The sequence below is a fragment of the Mesobacterium pallidum genome, assembly GCF_019966535.1.
Classification (GTDB): Bacteria; Pseudomonadota; Alphaproteobacteria; order Rhodobacterales; family Rhodobacteraceae; genus Mesobacterium; species Mesobacterium pallidum.
Window position 1 is genome coordinate 127657 of sequence record NZ_JAIMID010000004.1, and the last position, 19407, is coordinate 147063.

Genomic DNA, 19407 nt, shown 5'->3' on the forward strand with positions numbered 1-19407 from the left:
GCGCATCATGAACAAGACCTTTTCGGTGGCCCTGCTGGCCTGTTTCCTCGCCGGGGCGGGCATGGCGCAGTCCATTGTTCCAACGTTGACCGTGACGGGCGAGGGGCGCGCGTCGGCGGCGCCGGATTCTGCGACACTGTCCATTGGCGTGACAGAGCAGTCCGAAGCCCCCGATACGGCGATGGCCGGTGTCTCGGCCAAGATGGAGACGCTTATCGCGCGCCTCGAAGCCGCCGGGATCGCGCCTTCGGACATGCAGACCAGCACTCTCATGGTCCGACGAGACTATGAATACGACCAGGGCAAGCGGATCGAGCTGGGCTTCTTCGCGGCCAACGAGCTCGACCTTCGGATACGTGACCTGTCGAAGATGTCCGACCTGCTGGGCGCGTTGATGGCGGACGGGGCCAACGATGTCGGTGACATGCACTTCCGTCTCGAGGATGCGTCCGAGCTGCGGCGCCAGGCGCGGATCGCTGCGGTCGAAAATGCGCGCGAGAAGGCACAGGACTACGCGGTGGCGGCGGGGCTGGACCTTGGCGCGATCCTGTCGATCAGCGACAGCGCCGCGCCGCTGGTCACGCTGCCGTTCCCCGTCCAGGAGGCCCCCGTGATCGTTGAGGAAGCCGCCAGCACAGGGCCGACCGGCGTGCCGATCTCTGCCGGGGACGTCACCGCCATTGGGAAAGTCACTATCGTCTGGGAACTGGTGGCGCCCGGCGCGGAATAATTCCCGCCAGCGGGCAAGGAAAACGGGCGCGACCGATGTGGCCGCGCCCGTTTTCATTTTGTGCGACAGATCAAGCCTTCAGCGCCTGATCCAGGTCACGGATCAGGTCGTCCGCATCCTCGATGCCGATCGACAGGCGCACCACGTCGGGCGCGGCCCCGGCGGCGATCTGCTGTTCCTCGGACAGCTGGCGGTGGGTGGTCGAGGCCGAGTGGATCACCAGGCTGCGCGTATCGCCCAGGTTGGCGACATGGCTGAAGATCTCGAGCGAATCCACGAACTTGACGCAGGCGTCATAGCCGCCCTTGAGCCGCACGGTGAAGAGGCCGCCCGCACCCTTGGGGCAGATCCGCGTCACCCGATCCTTGTAGGGCGAGCTTTCCAGCCCGGCATAGGTCACGCCCGCGACGGCCTCGTGGCCCTCGAGCCATGCGGCGATCTTTTCCGCGTTGGCAACATGCCGCTCCATCCGAAGCGACAGCGTCTCGATCCCCATCAGCGTGTAATGGGCGGCCTGCGGGTTCAGCGTCATGCCCAGATCGCGCAGCCCGATGGCGATGCCGTGGAAGGTGAAGGCGAGGGGCCCGAAGGTCTCGTGGAACTTGAGCCCGTGGTAGGCGGGTTCCGGCGCCGAGAGCGACGGGAACTTGTCCGAGGCGGACCAGTCGAAGGTGCCGCTGTCGACCACCACACCGCCCGTCACCGTGCCGTTGCCGGTCAGGTACTTGGTCATGGAATGCACGACCAGCGTGGCGCCGTGGTCGATGGGACGGCAGAGGAAGGGGGTGGCAGAGGTGTTGTCGACGATCAGCGGCAGGCCCGCGTCGGACGCGATCTTGGCCAGCGCGTCGAGGTCGCTGATGTAGCCGCCCGGGTTGGCGATGGATTCGCAGAACACCGCGCGGGTGTTGTCGTCGATGGCGGCCTTGACCGCGTCCAGATCGTCCGTGTCGACGAACTTGGCCGACCAGCCGAAGCGCTTGATGGTCTGGCTGAACTGGGTGATCGAGCCGCCGTAAAGCCGGGTCGAGACCACCACGTTCAGCCCCGGACCCATCAGCGGGAACAGCGCCATGATCTGCGCCGCATGCCCCGAGGAACAACAGACCGCGCCCGCGCCGCCCTCGAGCGTGGCGATGCGTTCCTGCAGCACGCTGACCGTGGGGTTGGTCAGGCGGGAATAGATGTAGCCCACCTCCTGCAGGTTGAAGAGCGCGGCCGCGTGTTCGGCGTCGCGGAACACGTAGGCGGTGGTCTGGTAGATCGGCGTCTGCCGCGCGCCCGTCGCCGGGTCGGGCCGGGCGCCGGCGTGAATCTGCAAAGTATCAAAGCCATAGTCGGCCATGGTCTGTCCTCCCGTCGTGATCGAAGTGATTGTGCGCATCGTTTCGAAGCCCGTCCGCGCTTGCAAGCGATTCCCGTGTGCGGCGCGCTGTGACTCTTTGGAAACAGCCGCGTGACAGAGGTCGCCGCAGGTCGGAAAGGGCTTGCAATAACATAAAGTGTCTTTATGTTGTCAACATAAAGCTAACTCATGTTGACAAGGAGTGTCACATCATGGCGAAAACCGAAGAGACCGGCGTGAAACCGGGCAAGGCAGCAGGCAAGAACCGCAGGGGCAAGGCCGCGAAAGCCGCCAAGGTGGCCAAGGCGCCCAAGGGCAAGGTGACCTTCAACCTCGAACCCGAGGTGCTGGCCCTGGCCAAGCGCGAAGCCAAGGCCGAGGGCCGCGAGCTGGGACATTTCCTGCAGAAGGCGATCGAGGGCTACCTCGTGTCGAATATCCCGGCCGAGGACGAGCTGGTGCAGCGCCTGAATGCCAAGCGCGCGGTGCTGGACAAGACCGTGTCGACCGCGCTCGAGCTGAACGAGGCCGGCAAGTTCGATGAGCATTTCATCCTGACGGTCATCAAGACCGCCGCGTCGGACAAGGATTTCTCGGCCAGCTACGACCAGGCAATCAACACCGCGAACGAAAAGGGCGTCAATGCCCGCAAGGCGCGGCTGAACCGCCAACTGGGCCGGATGATCCTGCGTGCCGCAGGTGCCCAGGCCAAGCGGGCCGAGGACGGCAAGCCGATGCGTGCCCAGGTCAGCGACGAGCTGATCACCAGCTACACGCTGGTCGAAAAGGCGGCGTGACGGGTGGTGGGGTAGAACCCCACCCGACATCCCATGCCCGGGCGTTGTGCCTGCAGGCAGGGCGGGCCGATGGTCCGCCCTGTGTCGTTCGGGCTACCTCTCCCACAGCCCCGCGTCGCGCAGCCGGTTGCGGATGCCTTGTTCCTTGCGCGGCAGGTCGCTGCGGTCGAACAGCGCCCGGGCCTTATGGCCCCTCTTGTGGTAGATCATGTGGCGGAAGGGCTCGTACTCTTTCAGCACCTTCTTGACCCGGTTCGGGGCCGTCACGCGTTCCAGCACCTCGACCACGCCGTCGCTTTCGCGCGCGTAAAGCAGCGGCAGGGTGCGGTAATGGCAAGTCGTGCGCCCGTCGAGCCAGCCGGGCTCGAGCGCATCGCGTCCGCCGCCGAGGGAATGGATCACCAGCGGCAGCGCCACCTGGTCGAGCCAGGGATCGAGACTTTGGCACACCAGCGAAGGCGGCGGGTCGCCCTGGATCGACAGCGCGAATTCAAGAAACCGCCGGCCGAAGGCATGGGGGCAGCGGTAATAGAAGAACCCGGCGTTGAAATAGAGGTAGCGCTGCCAGTATTCGACCGGCTGCGACAGGTCCTTGGAGCTGTCGAAATCCAGCCCGAAGCGGGTGTAGAGCGACCCCCAGATCTCTTCGTAGCCCGGCCCGTACAGCTCGATCTTCGGCCAGGTGCCCTCGCGGCGCAGCGATGCCGAGGGGCGGTCGAAATCGATGGGCACGCGGGCCGGGTCGTCCAGTACCAGCGTGTCCGTGTCGAGGAAGAGAAAGGGCTGGTTCGGCGGCAGCGCGAACAGCGCCTCGATCTTGTTGCCATGGGGGTAGCGGGCGCCGAAGTGGCGGGACTCGAACGGCAGGATCTCGACGTCGAGCTCGGCCAGCAGGTCGCGCACCGGCTCCGACATCCGCGTCTCGCCGGGCCACAGGGGGCCGGGCTGCGGCTCGGCCACCACCACGCGGCCGGGATAGTCCGGCGCGGCCGCATGCAGGCTCGCCGCGAACAGCGCCGCCTCGTATTCCAGCCGCCCCGCCTGGCCGACCACCAGGATGTTGAAGGCTTGGCCTTTGCCCCGCTTGCCTGCCATACTCTGCCCATTGATTGATGTGACGTCTTATAGGCCCGGGCGACGCGGCGCGAAAGCGCGCGCTTGCGGGGCAGGGAGGGATTGATGCTGGACGTGATCCTGTTCGTGATCGCCATGACCCTGGGCGGCGATGCCGAGCCGCAGGCCGAGGCCGCACCGGCCGCCACAGGGTTCACCGCCGAGGACCAGGCCCCCACGGGCAAGTTCCTGACCGCGACCGAGGTGCGCCCCATCCTGGGCGCCACCCGCGCCAGCTGGGTGGCGGTGCGCGAATACGACGGGGCCGACCTGTTGTACCTGACGCACCTGCTGGCCTGGCGCTGCGGGCTGCACCAGATCGAATACGCGGTGAATGGCGGCGCCTTGGAGGTCTGGCCGATGCCCGACTGCCATGTAGCGACCGCCGCGCCCGGCGCGCTGCTGCCCGAGGACGGCTTGCCCTATATCCGCCGGCCGCTCGGGTCCGTCGAGACGGTGACGATCCGGCTGCTTTACGACGATCTGGGGGTGGAAGAGGCGACCTTCGACCGCGCGGGAATTCAGATCAACTGACCCCGTAACGCGCTGTCCTGTCTGGAAAATCCACCGCCCCGTCCGGGCGGTGAGAATGGTGGGCGACCCTGGAATCGAACCAGGCGTGAGTCGCCTCGAGGGAGTTACAGTCCCCTGCCACACCTTGCGGCCTGTCGCCCACCGTGCACCGGGCTAGCCGGTGTGAGGCGCTGATTACAAAGGGGGCGGGGCGGCGTCAACCGGAAAAATCCTTGGCATTCGTGCGGCGCCAAGGCAAAGGGGGGCAAGGTCTCGAAAGGCGGGAAAATGGCGAAGAAACCGAAGTGGGTGGTGGAAAAGGAACAGGCGAAAAAGGCCTCGGCGGCGGAAACCGTCTGGCTCTTTGGCCTGCATGCCGTGCGCGACGCGCTGGAAAATCCCCGGCGCGAACGGCTGCGCCTGATCGTGACCCGCAACGCCGCCGACAAGCTGGCCGACGCCATCGCCGCCAGCGGGATGGAGCCCGAGATGAGCGATCCACGCAACTTTGCCGCGCCGCTCGATTCGAACTCGGTCCACCAGGGCGCCGCGCTCGAGGTGAAGCCGCTGGACTGGGGGCAGTTGGCGGATGTGGCGGTGGGCGATGCCTGCCCGCGCCTCGTGCTGCTCGACCGCGTCACCGACCCGCATAACGTGGGCGCGATCCTGCGCTCGGCCGAGGTCTTCGGCGCGGCGGCGGTGATCGGCACGCGCCACCATTCGGCGCCCGAGACCGGCGCGCTGGCCAAGACGGCGAGCGGGGCGCTGGAACGCCAGCCCTACCTGCGCCTGCGCAACCTGTCGGAGACGATCACCGAGTTGCAGGGCATGGGCTACATCGTCCTCGGCCTTGACGGCACGGCCGAGCAGACCATCGAAGAGGCAATCGAGGGCCGCCGCGACCGCCCCGTGGCGCTGGTGCTTGGGGCCGAAGGGCCGGGCCTGCGCGAAAAGACGAAGGAGACGGTGGACCAGCTGGTCAAGATCCCCTTCGCCCGCGATTTCGGCTCGCTCAACGTGTCCAACGCCGCCGCCGTGGCGCTTTACGCGGCGCGGCCCGCTTGAGGCACGGCCCCTCCGCCCCCATATCGGGGGCAGAACGGAGGGCCGGATGCCGCAAACCAAGATCGCCACTTGCAATTATTGCGGCCTGCGCGCTGCGCTTGTCCTGCGCGGCGAGACGCGCCACGAGCTGAGCTGCCAGGGCTGCGGCGCCCCGCTACATGACCTCAAGAGCCTGCCCAGCGAGCGCGTGGAGCGGCACCGGGATGACATTCGCCATCCGGCGCGTCACGGGACCCCTGCGCCCCACGGCTACCATGGGACGCAGGGCAAACCGAACCGGCCGAAGAAACAGAAGAAGCGCAAGAGTTTCGGGCGGTGGTTCCTGGAAGAAGCGTTCGACGCGATCGAGGACATTTTCGACTGAGGCCGCATGCGTCGGCTCCGTTTGGCCCCTGACCGGGCAAGAGCGACCACTGGCCGTCTCTGCCAGGTTGGGTGCCGGAGATTTCAGGCGGCGCGCATCCGTTGGATCGGAAGACCGGACAGGATCTGAAACCGCACCGAATGATCAGACAGTCTTGCGTGGGCCGATCAGACGGGCCGAAGCCGGGGCCCGCAGTGCCGTCGCGAACAGCTGGCGCAGGCGCAAAACGAGCATGGCAGTGCGGGCCTTGCGGACGAGGTGCATCGCCACACGCTCCTGCGGGGTGGGGCCGACGGGGCCACTGTGCTTCATGAGGTCGATGTGTATGGGGCTGATCATCCGGGGTCTCCCTTGGCTCATGCAGCCAAGGTGCCATGATCCGAAATAGCCCGCTTGAGCCCGGCCTTGGGAAATTCCCGGGATTGTCTTGGGAACCTGCTGTGCCCGCAAGATTTCCGCTGGCGCCCGCCAAAATCGGTGTAGCCTGACAGGAATGGATCATGTTTTTGCCGATTGCACGCTGGACGACTCGCGCCTGACGCTGACCCGGGGCGGCGCGCCTTTCGCCGTCGAGCCCAAGGTCTTTGACCTGATCCACCTGCTGGTGCGCCATGCCGGTGACCTTGTCACACGCGAGCGGATGATCGAGGAGGTCTGGGGCGGGCGGATCGTGTCGGATTCGGCCATCTCGGCTTGCATCGCGTCGGCGCGCAAGGCCGTGGGCGATGACGGCAAGACGCAAAAGGTGATCCGGACCATCGCGCGGCGGGGGCTCATGCTGGTGGCTCCCGTGAGGGGGGCGGGCTTTACCGACACCGCGCCGCGCCTCCAGGGCGACATTCAGGAAACCCAGCGTATCCGCTTTGCCGCGACCAGCGACGGGCACCGGATCGCCTATTCGATGACCGGCTCTGGCCCCGCCGTCGTTCGGTTCACGCCGAACATGACCAACGATCTGGAGGCCGAATGGCATATCCCGACCAAACGCCGCATGATCGACGCCATTTCGCGGCAGAACCTTCTGATCCGCAGCGACACGCTTGGATCGGGCCAGTCGGATCGACGGGTCGCCGCTCTCGATTTCGACAGCCAGGCGGATCACATCTGCAGGGTTCTGGACGCGGCCGGAATCGACCGGACGGCGGTCTTGTCGGAATCCGGCGGCGTGCTGGCCGCGATTCACCTGGCGGCGCGCCATCCCGACCGAGTCACCAAACTGGCCATCATCGGTGGATACGCCGATGGACCGAACCGCCGGGCCGCGTCCCGTCTGGTCGATCCGATCCGCACCTCGATCGACGCTGGATGGGACCAGTCCCATGGCGGCTTTCTGATGGGCTGGGTATCGAGCTATTGCCCCGAAGGTCCGTTCGACGATCTGCGCGCCATCACCGAGATGGCCCGGCAGGCCACCTCGAAAGAGACCATCCTTGCCATCAGGGATCGGCTGAACGCGGCCAGTGTCGTGCCGCTGCTGCCCGGTGTTCAATGTCCGACATTGCTTCTCCATGCCCGTCACGATGCGGTGCACCCGTTGGAGGAGGCCCAGAAACTGGCCGCCGGAATCCCCAACGCCGAGCTCGTGGTCTTCGAAACGGCGAACCACCTGCCTCTGGCCGGCCATCCGTTGTGGAATGCCTATGTCGCTGCCCTGACGACTTTCCTTGCGGAGTGAGTGCCGGTCGGTCGTGCCTCTCGGGGCATGGGGCGAACAGGTCATGGCCATCCGGGCATCCAGACGCAGAAACGCGGCCCCCGGTCGGAGGCCGCGTTCACATTCTCAAACCCGCTCAGCCTCAGGCCGAAACGGTCGCGTTTTCCTTGAGCCAGGCCATCAGCGTCTCGGGGCTCGATTCGCCGTAGGGGTCGTCGGGGCAGTTGTCGATCAGGCCGGGCTCTTCGAACCAGGCTTCGATCACGCCGTCGTTGACGATGGCCGCATAGCGCCACGAGCGCATGCCGAAGCCCAGGTTGTCCTTGTCGACCAGCATGCCCATCTTGCGCGTGAAGGCGCCCGAGCCGTCGGGGATGACCTTGACGTTCTTGAGGCCCTGGCTCTCGGCCCATTTGTTCATGACAAAGCTGTCGTTGACCGACATGCAGTAGATCTCGTCGATGCCCTGGGCCTTGAAGTCCTCAAAGCCCTTCTCGAACCCGGGCAGCTGGTAGGTCGAGCAGGTGGGGGTGAAGGCGCCGGGCAGCGAGAACAGGATCACGCGCTTGCCGGCAAAGTAGTCGGCGGTCGTCTTGTCTTCCCAGCGGAACGGGTTCGGGCCGCCCACGGCCTCGTCGCGCACGCGGGTGTGGAAGGTCACGTTGGGCAGGGTCACGCCTGTCTTCATGGCTGGTCTCTCCAGGTGGTTTCGAGTGAGGATGCGGCGGAGATAAGCCAAGCCCCGCGATGCCGCAACTGCGAAGTGGCGCCATGCCGCATTGCAGTATTTCGGCGCCCGGGGAATGCGCGCGCGGCGGTCGAAGCGTCGGAAAAAGCGGCAGAATTCGGATCGGGCAGGGATTGCAGGCGGGAAGCGGGGACTAACATTGGGGACGTAGCGCACCAGTGTGCATGGCAGGCATGCGTCACTGGCAATTCCTCCCGCCTGCCCATATGGTGTAGCAGGCACAGTTAACGGCCGTTACGGGGAAAGACACGTGAGAGACCTCAAGATCCCGGACCAGCGTCACCCGGAAAAGGCGCACCGCCCCGACAATGCCCAGCCGAAGAAACCGGACTGGATCCGGGTCAAGGCGCCGACCGGCCAGGCCTACATGGACACGCGCCGGATCATGCGCGAGAACAAGCTGGTGACGGTCTGCGAAGAGGCGGGCTGCCCCAATGCCGGCGAATGCTGGAGCCAAGGCCACGCCACCATGATGATCATGGGCGAGATCTGCACCCGCGGCTGCACCTTCTGCAACGTGGCGACGGGGCGTCCCGATGCGCTCGACGTGTTCGAGCCGGGGCGGGTGGCCGATGCGGTGGACAAGCTGGGGCTGAACCACGTGGTGATCACCTCGGTCGACCGCGATGACCTCGACGATGGCGGGGCGGAACACTTCGCCATGACGATCCGCGCGGTGCGGCGCAAGTCGCCGGGCACGACGATCGAAATCCTGACACCGGATTTCCTGAAGTCGAAACCCGGCGCGCTCGAGACGGTGGTCGAGGCGCGGCCCGACGTGTTCAACCACAACCTCGAAACTGTGCCGGGCCTTTACCCGACCGTGCGGCCAGGCGCGCGCTATTTCCATTCGCTGCGGCTGCTGCAACGGGTGAAGGAGCTCGATCCGGGCATGTTCACCAAGTCCGGCATCATGGTGGGGCTGGGCGAAGACCGCCAGTCCGTGCACCAGGTGATGGACGACATGCGCGCGGCTGACGTGGATTTCCTGACCATCGGGCAATACCTGCAACCGACGCCCAAGCATCACCGCGTCGACCGTTTCGTGACCCCCGACGAATTCGCGGCCTATGAAAAGACCGCGCGCGGCAAGGGCTTCCTGATGGTCTCGGCCACGCCGCTGACCCGGTCGAGCTACCACGCCGGCGATGATTTCGCCCGCATGCGCGACGCCCGCGCCGCCAAGCTCGGCCGCGCCTGACCTGATCCCAAGGGGCGCGCGTGCCGCGCGCGCTTGATATCTCGAAACCGGCCCAGGGGCCGGTTCCTCGGGCGTGCCTCCGGCGGGAGTTTATCGGCACAATGAAGCAGGGGATCCGATCCGCTCTTCATTGTGCCTCTAAACTCCGGGGAGTGTGAGGGGCTGGCCCCTCACTCCGACGTCTCAAGACGTGATGCCTTCACATCGACAGAACCGGTCATGCCACGTGCCGGGCGCGCGGCGCAGCCGCGCGCCCCCGGTTGGATCGCGACGCGATCCGAAACCTCTTACAGGTTCCCCGGGGGCAGCAGCTTGCCCGGGTTAAGGATGTTGCCGGGGTCGAAGGCCGCCTTGATGGCGCGCATCCAGTGCAGGGCGGGGCCATGTTCCGCCTGCATGTATTTTTGCTTGCCAAGACCAATGCCGTGTTCGCCCGAGACCGTCCCGCCGAGGCGCAGGGCGGTCTCGGCGAGGATATGGGTGAACTCGCCCACGCGGGCCATTTCCTCGGGGTCGGCGGGGTCGCAGCGCACGCCGCAGTGGAAGTTGCCGTCGCCCACGTGCCCGACGATCGGAGCGGTGAGGCCCAGCCGCGCGGCCTCGGACTGCGCGGTCAGCACGGCCTCGGCCAGGCGCGAGATCGGCACGCAGACATCCGTGGCGAGCGTCCGCTTGCCAGGGTCCAGCGTCGCCGTCGCGAAATGGCCGTTGTGGCGCATCTTCCACAGCTCGTTGCGTTCCTCGGTCTTCTCGGTCCAGCGAAAGCCCGTGGCGCCGCACTCCTCGGCGATGCCGCCAAAGAGCTCGGCCTGTTCGGCCACGCCTGAAGGCGAGCCTGTGAACTCGAGGAACAGGTGCGGCTTTTCGGGCAGGTCCGACCCGGCAAAGGCGTTGAAGCCCTTGACCATCATCCCGTCCACCAGCTCGATCCGGGCCATGGGGATGCCCGACTGGATCGTCAGGATCACGCAGTTCACCGCGTCCTCGACGCTCTCGAAGCGGCAGGTGGCGGCGCTGATCGCCTCGGGGATGCCCTGCAGTTTCAGCGTCAGCTCGGTGATGATCCCGAGCGTGCCTTCGGAGCCGATCAGCAGGTGCGTCAGGTCATAACCGGACGAGGACTTGCGCGCTTGGCTCCCCGTGCGGATCACGCTGCCATCGGCCATGACCGCCTCGAGCGCCAGGATGTTCTCGCGCATCGTGCCGTACTTGACCGCCATCGTCCCGCTGGCCCGGGTCGCCGCCATCCCGCCCAGCGAGGCATTGGCGCCGGGGTCGATGGGAAAGAAGAGCCCGGTGGCGCGCAGTTCCTCGTTCAACTGCTCGCGGGTCACGCCGGGCTGGACCACCACGTTCAGGTCCTCGCCGCGCACCTCGAGCACCTTGTTCATCCGGCTCATGTCGAGGCTGATGCCCCCCTGCGTCGCCAGGTGCTGTGCCTCGAGCGCGGTGCCGGTGCCCCAGGCCACGACAGGGCAGCCGTGTTCGGCGCAGGCGCGGATCACGGTGGCGACCTCTTCGGTCGTCTCGGGAAAGATCACCGCGTCGGGCGGGGCCGGAGCGAAATGCGATTCATTCGCGCCATGCTGGTCGCGGATGGCCTGGGCCGTGGACAGCCGGTCGCCAAGGACCGGTTTCAGGGCTGCGATTGCGCCGTCGATGCTCATGGTTCTCCCCCCGATTTGCAGGCGCGTTTATCGGCCGACACGGGCGGCGGCGCAAGCCTTGCCCCGCGACGAAAGCTTGCCTTTTTCGCCTGTCCGGGCAAGGATACGGGGATTGAGATCGATCCGTTTCCGGCCGCGCGCGGCGCGGCAAAAGATTGCAGGACAGAGCATTCCAATATCCCGGCGGGGCGGTGGGCCCATCCGCCCGGACCAGTCGACAAGGGGGGCATTCCATGCCGACGACCATTGATCCCGTCACGCTCGAGACCGAGTTCAACGCCTATTTCGACGCGATGGTGGCGCGGGTCGAGGAAAAGATCCTCGGCTCGGACATCCCCGTGATCGGCGATGCGCTGCGCGGGCAGGTGGACACGCTGCTTGGCTTCGTCGCCGATTGGCGCACTGCGCTGAACAGCGTTCTGTCCACCATCGACTTCGCCACGGCCGAGCTTGCGGATGTGGCGGCCGCGCTGGACGCGATCGACGGGTTCCACGCGGTCGAGGTCGGCGGCAACATCGCCTTCGACGTTTCGTTCGGCGTGGATACGGCCGCCGTGGTCGACCTGGCCGCGGCCGAGATCGCGGGCGACCTGGGCCTGCCCGGCGGCGGGTTCGACCTGGGCGGTACGCTGGAAAACCTTGCCGCGGCCGTGAGTTCCGAAATCGCCTTTGTCATCGACGGCACCACCGGCGCGCTGGCGCAGGATGGCGTGGCCGATGCGGCGCTGAACATCTCGCTGACCGGCGGCATCGCGCTGCCCGAGACCGGCGCGCTGGGGTTCCTCGGCGCCGCGCTCGAGGCCATCCCGGGCATGGACGAGGCCATCGCGCTCGACTTCAACATGACCAACTGGATCAACGGCGGCGGGCGCGCGTCCGTCTCGGGCGGCATCCACTACGGCGCCCATCTCGAGGCCGGGCCCGGCAATCTCGACGGCGAGGCGGAGGGCATCACCGCCTACCTGCCGACGATCTACGGCGACCTGGTCATGGGGTTCGACTTCGCCGGCGCGATCATGCGCGAAGGCGCCACGGTCGAGGCGACCGCCGCCATCGGGCTCGAGAACATGGCGATGGACCTCGCGAAGCTGGCCGAGTTCCTGGGCGCGATCTTCGGCCAGCTCGACGACATCCTCGACACGGTGCCGCTGGGGCCGCTGCTCGACATCCTGACGGCCGAGCTGCCGGTGCTGCCCGACCTGATCCCGGGCATGGAATCGGATGACGATGGCGACACCATCATCACGATCACCGACCTGGTGGATTTCCTGCCCGGCAACGCAGGCATCGACACCGAATTCCTCGAGCAAGTCATCTTTGTGGCCGAGCTGATCCAGACGCTCGCGGACCTGGGCGACGGGGTGATCCCGCTGGGCGACATCGGCGTCTCGGCCTCTGCCTCGGCCGAGCTGGCGGCGGGCACGCTGCCGGACGGGTCCGCGATCATCGACGCAGGCTCGGCTCTGCCCACGACCGAGCCGCTGCCGCAGGCCTACCTCGACCTGCTGGCGCAGCTTGACGCCGGGATCGGGCTGCGGCTGCCCTTCCTCGAGACCCCGCTGGAATCGCTGTCGGCCATCCTCTTCAACGGCTTCGGCACGCCCACGGTCGAGCTGGTGGAATACGACCTGCCGGTGCTGGAGTTCGAGAAGGGGATCGACATTCCCTTCTACTTCGGGCCCGTCGTGGCCTTTATCGGCGGGGATTTCGGCGCGACCATCGACATGGGGGTCGGCTACGACACTTCTGGGCTTGGCGCGGACGGGGTGGATTTCGCGCAAGGCTTCTACCTGGCCACCGACCAGGGGCCGGCCGGGGTCGCCAACCCCTTTGCCACGCTCAGCATGACGCTGAAGGCGGGCGGCGGTCTGAATGTCATCATCGGTTCGGTCACCGTCTCGGGCGGGATCACCGGCACGCTGGGCCTTAACTTGACCGGGTCCGAGGACGGCAAGACCTACATCCAGGAGCTGATGCCCTGCATCATCAGCGACATCTCGGGCACTGTAACGGCGGGGATCGAGATCGAGTTTACAGTGGGCAAGAAGCCTCTGGCCATCTCGGACCGGTTCGAACTGGCGACCGTGACGCTGGCGCAGTTCAACATCGACCCCTGCGACAGCCCGGACATGACCAACCGCCACGTGGGCACCGGCCTGTCGGACGTGATCGGCGCGACGCTCGAGCTGAACGTGGGCGGCGCGGCGGACGAACGCGCCCTGCCGCGCGCGGTCGATACTGTCGGCCCGGTCGAACTTTACAACCCCGACACCGTGCCGCCGGAACTGGCCAAGATCATCGACACCTACCAGAAGAAGCAGCTGGTGGCCGAGGACATCGCGCAGGAGGCGATGCACGAGAATGTCTCCATCACCCTGGCCCCGGCCGAGGACGGGCTGGGCGTCAACCGGGGCGTGGCCGTCCATGCCTTTGGCATCTTCGAGGTCTACGAGGCCGGGCTGGACGATCTTGCGACCATCGACGCGAGCTTCGGCGAGGGCAATGATGCGCTTTACATCGAGGACGCGGTGACGCTGGACGCCGAGGTTTTCGGCGGCAAGGGCAGCGACACGATCCAGGGCGGCGGCGGCAACGACACGGTCTACGGCGGCTCGGACGATGACGTGCTGGCGGGCGGTGCGGGCGACGACGTGCTGCGCGGCGGCGACGGCGACGACATCCTGAACGGCGAGGAAGGCGCGGACCTGATCGACGGCGGCGCGGGCTTCGACGAGGTGGATTATTCAGAGGCGAGCGCGGGCGTGACCCTGACCGCCGTCTACTCGGGCCCCGATTTCACCGAGTACCGCGCCACCGGCGCCATCGAGGCCGAGGGCGACACCCTGCGCGGCATCGAGTACATCCGCGGCTCGGACTACGACGACATTTTCGGCGGCAACCTGCACGCCGAAAACGTGCTGCAGGGCAACGGCGGCAACGACAGCCTGACGGGCGGCTACCATGCCGACCTGCTGTCGGGCGGGGTCGGGGCCGACACGATCGACGGCGGCGGCCCGGGCGGTGGCCTCGACGATCTCGAGGACTGGGTCTCCTATGTCTTTTCCACCGCTGCCGTCTGGCTCGACTTCGACGCGGGCGTGAACTTCGGCGGGGAGGCGACGGGCGACGTCCTGATCCATATCGAGAACGCCATGCTGACCTTCCATGGCGACACCTTCTATGGCGATGCCAATACCAACGTAGTCACGGCCTTCGACGGCGACGATTACATCGACGGGCGCGGCGGGCTGGACGATATCGACGGCGGCGAGGGCGAGGACACCGTCATGGGTTACGGCCTCGGCGGCACGTTCCACGGCGGCGGGGGCCTGTTCGACGGGGTAAACTCCGGGTTCAACAGCCGGGATCGCGACCTCATCAGCTTCCAGAACATGACCGGGGCGGTCGATGCCTCGCTGCTGGACGGCTACGCGGTGATGGCCGGGCTGGCACCCGAGCTGGGCGACACCATCGCCCACGCCACGCTTTACCAGGACGATGGCGCCGGCGGCGTGACCCAGGTGGCGCAGGGCTTCGTGTCATCCTTCGAGGACCTGACCGGCACCGCCTATGCCGACACGCTGACCGGAGACGCGTCGGAAAACGTGATCCGCGGCCGCAACGGCGCCGACAGCATCCGCGGGCTCGACGGGAACGACACGCTGATCGGCGGCAATGGCGCGGACACGCTGGATGGCGACGGCGGGCAGGACTGGGTCGATTACTCGGGCTCGGGCGCGGCGGTCGAGGTGGACATCCGCGATGGCTGGGGCCTGGGCGGCACCGCCGAGGGCGACGTGATCCGCGACATGGAACACATTATCGGCTCGGCCTATTCCGACACACTCTACGGCCGGGGCGTCGACAACATCATCGACCCGGGCCTGTTCACCACCGGCGTGCTCGAGACGGTGGACGGCCGCTTCGGCATCGACACGCTGCAGCTGCGCTACGCGCTCGACATCTTCGTGCCGGTCGAGATCCGCCGCTTCACCAGCGCCGAGGTGCGGGTGGATGTGCTCTTCACCCCGCTGACCAACGACCTGATCGCCTATTCGACCGAGCAGCTGGATATCGAGACGGGCGATGGCGACGACCTGATCGCCGCCGCGCTCGACGGCGCGGACGAGGAGGGCTGGGACGACTACATCTCGACCGGCGCGGGCGACGACACGATCCAGCTGGGCGACGGCTATGACGTGGTCTTTGCCGGCTCGGGCGACGACGACGTGGCGCGCCTCTCGGGCCTGGCCGAGGCGTTCTTCTATTCCGGCGGCCTCGGCATCGACCGGCTGTCGGCGGACCTGTCGGCCATGGTCACCGCGCTCGAGATCGAGGGGGCGGCCGACGGCTCGGTCAGTTTCGACATCTACACCGACACCGGCGCCGCCATGGTCGATTTCGAGCTGCTGGGCGACATCACCGCCGGCTCGGGCGACGACCGGCTGACCCAGCTTGGCGATCACGACAACGCCTTCGACGGGGGCCTCGGGGCCGACCGCTTCCAGGTCGATTTCGGCGACAACTGGATCGAGGGCGGCGAGGGCAATTCCGAGACCGGGTCGCAAGCCGACTGGCTGACGTTGGATTTCTCGGGCGTCACGGCCTTTGCGCTCATCAGCGACAACGACATCGCGACGCCGACTCTCGACGTGCAGGGCGTCTATTACGTGATGGACGGCCCGGACACGATCGGCAGCACGTTCTTCAACGATATCGAACGGTTGCGCGTCCACGGCACTGATAACGACGACGAGATCCTCGGCATCACCTCGGACGAGACGGACCTCAGCTTCGGCGACCTGCTGATCGGCGGGGGGGGCGACGATTACATCTCGGGCTACGGTGACAACGACACGCTGGAAGGCGGCGCGGGCGAGGATTCGCTTTGGGGCGGGTCCGGGAACGACTGGTTGCAGGGCGGCGTGCAGGGCATCGCCGACGGCACGGACGAGCTGTGGGGCCAGGGCGGGTCCGACACCTTCGTGCTGGGCGACGCCTCGGGCATGCATTACGGCGAATTCATCGGCGACATCGCCTATCTCTACGATTTCGACGCCAGCCGCGACACGTTGCAACTGGCGGGGACGGCGTCGGATTACTTCTTCAGCTTCTCGGGCGGGGATACCTATATCTACACCGCCGACCTGTCGGGGCTGGTCGGGCGGCTTCTCTTCACGCTGCTGCCGTCGAACAGCACGGCGATCGACTATGTTCCGGTGACGCCCTCGGCCCCGCAGATGCTGTCGGGCACATCGTCGATGACGGGCAGCGCCGGGGCGCCGAACGCGCCGATCATCCCGCCCGGGCCGACCCCCGGGCCCATCGGGCCGACCCCGTTCGATTTCACCTCGCTGAACAACGACATCATGGGCGGCGCCATCGACAACATGGTCGAGGTGCTCTACGGCCCCGGCGCGGGCGGCTTCACCGGCTTTTCGGTGACCGGCGGGGCGGATGCGGGCTGGATGCGGGACGGGCCCTTTGCCATGGGCGACGGCTTCGTGCTTTCGACCGGCGACATCTCGGAGCTTGCGGGCGAAAACCTGGTCGACAACGCGGATGGCGCGGGCCTGTCGCTGGCGATGGAGCGGGGGCTGGAGTTCGAGCGCATCGGCGTCACGGCAGACGGCTCGGTCATCTTCCGCGCCCTGGTGCCCCATGTGCCGGGCGGGATCAACACGCTCACCTTGCGCGATAGCGCCAACCTCGAGGGCGAGGGCGGGATCGTCTCGGGCTTCGATCTGGACGCGGTGGTGCTGTCGCGCGACTTCATCGCCACGCAGGATGAGACGGTGACCACCTTCGATCCGGCCTTGCTGGACGGCGCGCTGGACGTCTTCGACTACACGCCCGCCGGTACGGCGTTCGAGGCGGGGCGCATGGGTGCCCGCGTCGTGAACCTGCCGTTCCCGATCTACGGGGACGACCTGCTGGGCACCGGCCACGGCACGATCAACGAAGGCTTCGCGCGGCTGGGCCAGGTCGATTATTCGGGCGACACGGCGCTTGGCGGCGCCTTCTCGCTGGGGGACGCAGGCCAGGTGACCTTTGCCCTGACCGAGACCGTGGACACCTCCGAGCCGCTCTACCTCTACGTGGCCGAGGCCTTCGACAACGGTGAAGAGCTGGCCAGTTCCGTCGTCGTCTCGCCCAACGTGGCCGCGACGGGCGGCGATCTCAGCCGCGACTTCGGCAGCGCGGGGGCGGCGGATGACGCGGTGACGGTGCGGGTCGATTTCGACGTGACCCTGCCGGGCAGCTATGGCGGCGTCGATTACCGCGACCTCTTCCACCTCGTCATCGTCTCCGAGGAATTCCCGGAAAATCGCACCCCGCTCGACCCCGACCGGTTCGAGGTCAAGATCAACGGGCTCTCGGCCGCGGTGCTGAGCGACGGGCGGCAGGCCGACATGACCTCGCTCGCCGTGGATCTGACGGGCGCCTGGTCCGAGGATACGCTTTTCAACCTCGTGGGCGAAGGCGCGCTGCGCGACGTGCTGCGCGCCGATGCCTATACTCAGGTGCTGACGGTGCAGGGACCGATCTTCGACGGTGCCAACCTGCTCGAGTTGAGCGTGGCGGACGGCGGCGACGGGCTCTTGGATACCGCGATCTTCCTCGCGCCGGTCACGGGCGTTTACGCCACCGGCGGCCCGGTCGAGGACCGGATCGAGGGCACGGATCTTTACGACCAGCTGCTGGGCTTCCGCGACAACGACACGATCGAGGGGCGCGGCGGCAATGACACGCTTTACGGCGGGCCGGGCCATGACAGCCTCATCGGCGGCGCCGGGGCGGACGTGCTGAACGGCGGCTTCGGTGACGACACGGCGAGCTATGTCGAGACCCTGCGCCTGCCGCTCGGCGGGCTGGTCGTCTCGCTCGAGGATCCGTCGCAGAACACCGGCTCGGCTGCGGGCGACACCTACCTCGGCGTCGAAAACCTCGAGACCGGGGCGGGCGCCGACACGCTGATCGGCGACGACGCGGGCAACGGGCTTGTATCGGGGGCCGATGACGACGTGCTTTACGGGCGCGGCGGCGACGACGAATTGCGCGGCGGCGACGGCAACGACGCGCTTTTCGGAGAGGACGGGGCCGACACGCTTTACGGCGCGGGCGGCAATGACACGCTGACCGGCGGCGCCGGCGCGGACGAGCTGCGCGGCGGCGGGGGCATCGACCTTGTCAGCTACGCCGATGCGGGCGCCGGCGTGGTGGCGGCGCTGGCCAATACCGGGATCAACGCGGGCGACGCGGCGGGCGACAGCTATTACGCGGTCGAACAGCTCGAGGGCAGCGCCCATGCCGACGATCTGCGCGGCTCCGGCGCAAGCGACACGATCCGCGGCGGCGCGGGCGCGGATAGCCTGCGCGGCAATGGCGGCACCGACTTCCTTTACGGCGGTGACGGGCACGATTCGCTGCGTGGCGGGGCCGAGCGTGACTACCTTTACGGCGAGAACGGCCATGACCTGTTGCAGGGCGAGGCAGGCGACGACTGGCTGACCGGCGGCGGCGGGGCGGATACGCTGGACGGCGGCGACGGCACCGATGTGGCGAGCTACCTGACGGCCGAGGCCGGCGTGACCGTGGTCATGGGCAACATGGCGCTGAACACGGGGCAGGCGGCGAACGACGTGTTCCTCTCTATCGAGGGGCTGATCGGGTCAGGCTTTGCCGACGACCTGCGCGGCGACGAGTTCGCCAACACCATCGCGGCCGGTGTGGGTGACGACGACGTGCTGGGCAACAACGGTGACGACACGCTGTTTGGCGAAGGCGGGGCCGATACGCTTGACGGGGCCAGCGGGGCCGACTGGATCGAGGGCGGCTTTGGCGCCGACCTGCTGATCGGCGGCTGGGGCGCGGACACGCTGAAGGGCGACAATGGCAACGACGTGATCGAAGGAGACGGCGGCGCGGACGAGATCACCGGCGGGCTTGGAGACGACACGCTCACGGGCGGGACGCAGGCCGATGTCTTCGTCTTCGACGGCACGCAGGACGAGGGCACCGACACGATCACCGATTTCGACATCACGGCGGATGTGCTGCGATTCGAAGGGGTTGCGATGTCCGACCTGACCGTCATCGGCACGTTCGAGACGCTGATCGTGGTCGATGGGCTGACCGCCATCGTGCTGCAGGGCGTGGATTCGGCCACCCTCACGTCGGCCAATTACGACTTTGTCTGATCACATCGT

Annotated in this window: 13 protein-coding genes and 1 tRNA gene; 8 read left to right on the forward strand and 6 right to left on the reverse strand. The window is 67.1% G+C overall.

Features of this window, described 5'->3' with window-relative positions; all coding sequences use genetic code 11:
• The first annotated feature begins 7 nt into the window (after positions 1–7).
• Positions 8–730 carry an SIMPL domain-containing protein gene (locus MF270_RS07750; RefSeq protein ID WP_238365304.1) on the forward strand — a complete coding sequence of 241 codons (723 nt, stop codon included), beginning with the start codon at positions 8–10 and terminating at the stop codon, positions 728–730.
• A gap of 70 nt (positions 731–800) precedes the next feature.
• On the opposite strand, the gene MF270_RS07755 is transcribed toward MF270_RS07750, so the two are convergent.
• The gene (locus MF270_RS07755; RefSeq protein WP_238365305.1) at positions 801–2075 is read right to left on the reverse strand and encodes an O-acetylhomoserine aminocarboxypropyltransferase/cysteine synthase family protein; all 1275 of its coding nucleotides are present in this window, start codon (positions 2073–2075) and stop codon (positions 801–803) included.
• Positions 2076–2287: 212 nt separating this feature from the next.
• Here MF270_RS07755 and MF270_RS07760 point away from each other — a divergent pair, with 212 nt between their 5' ends.
• On the forward strand, positions 2288–2872 hold the full coding sequence (locus MF270_RS07760) for a hypothetical protein (RefSeq protein ID WP_238365306.1): 585 nt from the start codon (positions 2288–2290) through the stop codon (positions 2870–2872).
• 93 nt (positions 2873–2965) lie between these two features.
• Here MF270_RS07760 and MF270_RS07765 read toward each other — a convergent pair whose 3' ends face one another.
• Positions 2966–3967 carry a hypothetical protein gene (locus MF270_RS07765; RefSeq protein WP_238365307.1) on the reverse strand — a complete coding sequence of 334 codons (1002 nt, stop codon included), beginning with the start codon at positions 3965–3967 and terminating at the stop codon, positions 2966–2968.
• A gap of 84 nt (positions 3968–4051) precedes the next feature.
• Here MF270_RS07765 and MF270_RS07770 point away from each other — a divergent pair, with 84 nt between their 5' ends.
• Positions 4052–4519, forward strand: a complete 468-nt coding sequence (locus tag MF270_RS07770) for a hypothetical protein (RefSeq protein WP_238365308.1) — start codon at positions 4052–4054, stop codon at positions 4517–4519.
• 56 nt (positions 4520–4575) lie between these two features.
• Here MF270_RS07770 and MF270_RS07775 read toward each other — a convergent pair.
• Positions 4576–4659 (reverse strand) — tRNA-Tyr (locus MF270_RS07775).
• A gap of 127 nt (positions 4660–4786) precedes the next feature.
• Here MF270_RS07775 and rlmB point away from each other — a divergent pair.
• Entirely contained in the window at positions 4787–5563 is a 777-nt protein-coding gene (gene rlmB / locus MF270_RS07780) for a 23S rRNA (guanosine(2251)-2'-O)-methyltransferase RlmB (protein ID WP_238365309.1), read from the forward strand.
• Positions 5564–5609: 46 nt separating this feature from the next.
• Positions 5610–5927 (forward strand): hypothetical protein, encoded by a 318-nt coding sequence (locus MF270_RS07785; protein ID WP_238365310.1) that lies wholly within the window; start codon positions 5610–5612, stop codon positions 5925–5927.
• 144 nt (positions 5928–6071) lie between these two features.
• Here MF270_RS07785 and MF270_RS07790 read toward each other — a convergent pair whose 3' ends face one another.
• Positions 6072–6266 (reverse strand): hypothetical protein, encoded by a 195-nt coding sequence (locus tag MF270_RS07790; RefSeq protein ID WP_238365311.1) that lies wholly within the window; start codon positions 6264–6266, stop codon positions 6072–6074.
• Positions 6267–6420: 154 nt separating this feature from the next.
• On the opposite strand from MF270_RS07790, the gene MF270_RS07795 reads away from it, so the two are divergent.
• Positions 6421–7602: an alpha/beta hydrolase gene (locus tag MF270_RS07795; RefSeq protein ID WP_238365312.1), complete on the forward strand. Its 1182-nt coding sequence runs from the start codon at positions 6421–6423 to the stop codon at positions 7600–7602.
• 121 nt (positions 7603–7723) lie between these two features.
• Here MF270_RS07795 and MF270_RS07800 read toward each other — a convergent pair whose 3' ends face one another.
• Complete coding sequence (locus MF270_RS07800; protein WP_238365313.1) at positions 7724–8269, reverse strand: peroxiredoxin; 546 nt, start codon at positions 8267–8269, stop codon at positions 7724–7726.
• Positions 8270–8579: 310 nt separating this feature from the next.
• Between MF270_RS07800 and lipA the strand changes: the two genes are divergently transcribed.
• Positions 8580–9530: a lipoyl synthase gene (gene lipA / locus MF270_RS07805; protein WP_238365314.1), complete on the forward strand. Its 951-nt coding sequence runs from the start codon at positions 8580–8582 to the stop codon at positions 9528–9530.
• Between the two features lie 287 nt (positions 9531–9817).
• On the opposite strand, the gene MF270_RS07810 is transcribed toward lipA, so the two are convergent.
• On the reverse strand, positions 9818–11197 hold the full coding sequence (locus tag MF270_RS07810) for an FAD-binding oxidoreductase (RefSeq protein ID WP_238365315.1): 1380 nt from the start codon (positions 11195–11197) through the stop codon (positions 9818–9820).
• 233 nt (positions 11198–11430) lie between these two features.
• Between MF270_RS07810 and MF270_RS07815 the strand changes: the two genes are divergently transcribed.
• Entirely contained in the window at positions 11431–19398 is a 7968-nt protein-coding gene (locus tag MF270_RS07815) for a hypothetical protein (RefSeq protein WP_238365316.1), read from the forward strand.
• The last annotated feature ends 9 nt before the right edge of the window (positions 19399–19407 follow it).